This window comes from Burkholderia sp. Bp8998 (assembly GCF_003854235.1).
Classification (GTDB): Bacteria; Pseudomonadota; Gammaproteobacteria; order Burkholderiales; family Burkholderiaceae; genus Burkholderia.
In genome coordinates this window covers 1-3752 of sequence record NZ_QTQF01000097.1, presented here as the reverse complement: position 1 = coordinate 3752, position 3752 = coordinate 1, and the positions used below count along the sequence as shown (strand labels likewise).

At 60.3% G+C, this 3752-nt stretch carries 6 protein-coding genes and 1 rRNA gene; 5 read left to right on the top strand and 2 right to left on the bottom strand.

Translation table 11 applies throughout. The annotated features are described in order from the left end of the window. Positions 1-195 precede the first annotated feature (195 nt). The 4 genes from rrf (at position 196) to DIE06_RS37380 (ending at position 1847) form a co-directional block, all read left to right on the top strand. Positions 196-308 (top strand): 5S ribosomal RNA (gene rrf / locus DIE06_RS37395). Between the two features lie 300 nt (positions 309-608). Continuing rightward, the gene (gene cueR / locus DIE06_RS37390; protein WP_124665706.1) at positions 609-1013 is read left to right on the top strand and encodes a Cu(I)-responsive transcriptional regulator; all 405 of its coding nucleotides are present in this window, start codon (positions 609-611) and stop codon (positions 1011-1013) included. Between the two features lie 217 nt (positions 1014-1230). Further along, complete coding sequence (locus tag DIE06_RS37385) at positions 1231-1377, top strand: DUF3563 family protein (protein ID WP_124665705.1); 147 nt, start codon at positions 1231-1233, stop codon at positions 1375-1377. Positions 1378-1490: 113 nt separating this feature from the next. Then, positions 1491-1847 (top strand): hypothetical protein, encoded by a 357-nt coding sequence (locus DIE06_RS37380; RefSeq protein WP_124665704.1) that lies wholly within the window; start codon positions 1491-1493, stop codon positions 1845-1847. A gap of 15 nt (positions 1848-1862) precedes the next feature. On the opposite strand, the gene DIE06_RS37375 is transcribed toward DIE06_RS37380, so the two are convergent. After that, positions 1863-2708 (bottom strand): 23S rRNA (adenine(2030)-N(6))-methyltransferase RlmJ, encoded by an 846-nt coding sequence (locus DIE06_RS37375; RefSeq protein ID WP_124665703.1) that lies wholly within the window; start codon positions 2706-2708, stop codon positions 1863-1865. Positions 2709-2819: 111 nt separating this feature from the next. Further along, positions 2820-3494: an aldo/keto reductase gene (locus DIE06_RS37370; protein ID WP_124665702.1), complete on the bottom strand. Its 675-nt coding sequence runs from the start codon at positions 3492-3494 to the stop codon at positions 2820-2822. Positions 3495-3657: 163 nt separating this feature from the next. On the opposite strand from DIE06_RS37370, the gene DIE06_RS37365 reads away from it, so the two are divergent. Next, positions 3658-3752 (top strand): SDR family NAD(P)-dependent oxidoreductase (locus DIE06_RS37365; protein ID WP_124496677.1); only part of this gene is annotated, 95 nt, incomplete at its 3' end.

The window sequence follows — 3752 nt, the reverse complement described above, 5'->3', positions numbered from 1 at the left end:
TCAGGTGTGTAAGCGCAGTAATGCGTTCAGCTAACTGATACTAATTGCCCGTAAGGCTTGATCCTATAACAAGTCTGTTTCGCGCTACAGAGCGCGTCGGACGGTTGGATTCTCGTGTGTGATACACACAACTCAAAATTACTGCTTCTTCCAAGATTGGTTCTGTTGGCCACGCCAGCAGGACAACCCTCTTTGCCTGATGACCATAGCGAGTCGGTCCCACCCCTTCCCATCCCGAACAGGACCGTGAAACGACTCTACGCCGATGATAGTGCGGATTCCCGTGTGAAAGTAGGTAATCGTCAGGCTCCCTAAGCCAAGAACCCCCGCCCGTAAAGGCGGGGGTTTTTGCATTGGCCCGATGAAAACACGATCTTGGCAGGCGTTGGCGTGGTCGTCGGTGAGCGCCGATACAAACTGCATGCTGTTTCGAACCAGCAGATTCCGCAGCCACCCACTTCAATAAGTACATCCGGATTGCTGTCGATCCGTCGTCATCGCCCACGCCGGAACGAAATCGCCCGATTTGATACGATCGAAGTGTCGTCGACGGCTGCTTGCGTCGACGTTCATGTTCGAACCAGTGCTTGATGCAGAGAGGGCAGGGAATGAATATCGGCGACGCGTCGCGCGAATCCGGCGTCAGCGCAAAAATGATCCGGTACTACGAACAGGTCGGCCTCCTTGCGCCGAGCAAGCGTAGCGACGCCGGATACCGGATCTACGGTTCGGATGAAGTCCATATCCTGCGTTTCATCCGCCAGGCACGGCGGCTCGGTTTTCTCGTCGAGGATATCCGCAAGCTGCTGATGCTCTGGCAGGACCGCGCCCGCGCCAGCGCCGAAGTGAAGTCGATCGCCCTCGAGCACGTGGCCGAGCTCGACAAACGCATCGCGGAATTGAGCGACATGCGCAATACGCTAGCCGATCTCGCCGCGCACTGCCATGGTGACGAGCGGCCCGAATGCCCGATCCTGGCGCGCCTGGCCGACCCAGTTAGTGAACCGGATTAGTGCACATCCTCGAGGCTGAAAAATGAGCTTCTAGCCAATATCCTTAAAAATCAGTAGGTTAAACAAGGTATTTCATAAACCATTCCAATTAGGAATGGCTTCCATGCAAGCATTTCACTAGCATCTTGGTACGGCATCGCTATAATTCGGGATAACCCTATACGGGAAATCCCTGAATCTCGATTCGCCAGGGGTCCCCCCTTCCTTGGAGAACATCATGATCGCCTACATCGTTGAAAAGCTGAGCAACTGGTTCGAATCCGCAGAACGTGAGCGCCGTGAGGCTTACCTCGCCACGTCGTCGGACATCGTCCAGCTCGAAAGCCGTATCCGTTCGCTCGAGACCAACGGCTACGCGCTGTAATCGAAGTCACCGTCAGGTGCCGTGTGGCACCGAACGAAAAGCAAGCCCCGTGTTGACGGGGCTTTGTTTTTTGTGCGCTTGATCTGGCGCAATCGCCGGCGCGGCGCTATGGTATGGACCTGCTTTTCAACCGGAAGAATACGACCATGCGCTTGCGTCTCGATGTGCGTCACGTTTCCCGCGCGCGTCTCGTTCTGGCGGCTGTGGTGCTCGCTCACGGAGCAGCGGCCGGTGCGGCGACGTCGTCCAAGCCGCTGATTCTCGATACGCAACGCGGGATCCAGGATGGCAAGGGCGGACTGGTGTTGCAAACGGCTCCGTTATCGTCGGAGCCGATCGTTGAACCCGCGGGCATGCGAGCGCCGGCCGGGCAGGGAGCGAATTCATCGGTCCCGCTGTTTGTCGCGCCGTATATCAATGTGCCGGGCTGGAGCGTGTCACCGGCCAATCAGCCAAGACCGCAGCCGTAACGGAAAGCCGTTCGCTCAGTTCCCGCGGTGCTCGATCTGGCACCGGGCGCCACTGTCCTGTCCCAGGCGTTCGACGAGATAGGGCAGCGCTTCGTTCATGCTCTGCGCGAGCGTGTACGGCGGATTCAGGATGAACATTCCGCTGCCGTAAAGGCCCAGTCCGTCTGCCGGCGCATTCGATACCGTCAGCGTCAGGTGCAGCCAGTTGTTCGGCTGCAGGCGCTTGAGCTGCTCCGGAAAACGCTGCGATTCCACCCGCGCAACCTGCGGATACCAGATCGCGTAACAGCCGGTCGCGAAACGTTTCAGGCATTCCGTTACGCAAGTCACCGTGCGAGCGTAGTCCTTCTTGTCCTCATAGGACGGATCGATCAGCACAAGCGCGCGTCGCGGTGGCGGCGGCAGCAGCGCCTTGATGCCCTCGAAGCCGTCACCGGCGAAAATCATCGCGCGGCGCCCTGCGTCGCGGAAGTTGTGACGCAGCACGTCGATTTCCGTCGTATGCATTTCGAACAGGCGCATCCGGTCCTGCTCGCGCATCGATCGCCATGCGAGATACGGAGAGCCCGGATAGTAGCGTAGCTCGCCATCGTCGTTCAGCGCGCGTACCTCGTCGATGTAGTCGCCGAGCGCCTCGGGCAGGTTCTTGTCGTTCCACAGCGGGCCGATGCCAGTGTCGAATTCCCCTGTCTTGGCCGCATAACCGTCGCGCAGCGAATACACGCCGGCGCCGGCGTGCGTGTCGATGTACCAGTACGACTTGTCTTTCTTGTTCAGGTAGCGCAGCAGTTGAACGACGACGGCGTGCTTGAGCACGTCCGCGTGGTTGCCTGCGTGAAAACCGTGACGATAACTGAGCATGGCTGGCTGCCTGAAACGAAGGATGAATCGATGAAAACGGACGATCGCGCGCGGCCGTCTGACCGCGCGCCAATGCGGCCGCGTATTGTACGCGAGTGGACGTGAGTCGCCTTACTCGTATGCGTCGCCGACGGCCTCCTCGATGCGTTGCTTGACCGCCGGCGTCAGCTTCGCGGCAACGTCGAGCGCGCGCATGTTGTCGCCGATCTGCTCGACCCGGGTGCGGTGGAACAGGTTGTACTGCGGCTGCTCGACGACCGGCTTGTGCAGATGGTGCCGGTCGGCAATCTCGCACGCGGCGCGGATTTCGTCGGCGCTCCATTCGGATGTGCCCCAGTACAGCGCCTTGCCGCGGACGATCATATCGCTCATCGCCCAGACGGTCTCCTCGATCGGTGTGTTCGGATCGGGGCGATGGCAGTACACGAGGTCGACATGGTCGAGCTGCAGCCGGCGCAGCGAGCCGTCGATCGCGTTCAGCAGATATTTCCGGTTCAGCGTGTGGTACTGGTTCGGGGCTTCCGCGAGCCCCCAGAAGAACTTCGTGGACACGAGGTAGCTGATGCGCGGCCAGCCGAGCGACTTGAGCGCCTGACCCATGATTTCCTCGGATTTGCCGCCCGCGTAGACCTCGGCGTTATCGAAGAAATTGACGCCCGCATCACGGGCCGCCGCCAGGCATTCGCGAGCGACCCGCTGGTCGACCTGGTTGCCGTAGGTGACCCACGACCCGAGCGAAAGCTCGCTGATCTGCAGGCCGGAGCGGCCTAGCCGTCGATAGCGCATGTGAATCTCCCGCGACTCGGAACCGACCTTAAGCTTAGACGTTTTGCGCGCGAACGGCGGGGCCGATCGTGCACAATAGCGGCTGGCCTGCCTGCATGACCGCGCGACGAAAGCGGATGCAGCGGGGCGCGCTTTTTCGATCCGATAACGGAAGGAGACGGACATGGCAGCAGATCTGAGCGGCAAGACCGCAGTCGTCACGGGTGCCGCAAGCGGCATCGGCAAGGAAATCGCACTGGAGCTCGCGAAGGCGGGCGC

Excerpts from the sequence above, each read along its gene's own strand:
- DIE06_RS37375 (WP_124665703.1), bottom strand. The coding sequence starts at position 2,708 with ATGCTCAGTTATCGTCACGGTTTTCACGCAGGCAACCACGCGGACGTG.
- cueR (WP_124665706.1), top strand. The coding sequence starts at position 609 with ATGAATATCGGCGACGCGTCGCGCGAATCCGGCGTCAGCGCAAAAATG.
- DIE06_RS37385 (WP_124665705.1), top strand. The coding sequence starts at position 1,231 with ATGATCGCCTACATCGTTGAAAAGCTGAGCAACTGGTTCGAATCCGCA.
- DIE06_RS37380 (WP_124665704.1), top strand. The coding sequence starts at position 1,491 with ATGGACCTGCTTTTCAACCGGAAGAATACGACCATGCGCTTGCGTCTC.
- DIE06_RS37370 (WP_124665702.1), bottom strand. The coding sequence starts at position 3,494 with ATGCGCTATCGACGGCTAGGCCGCTCCGGCCTGCAGATCAGCGAGCTT.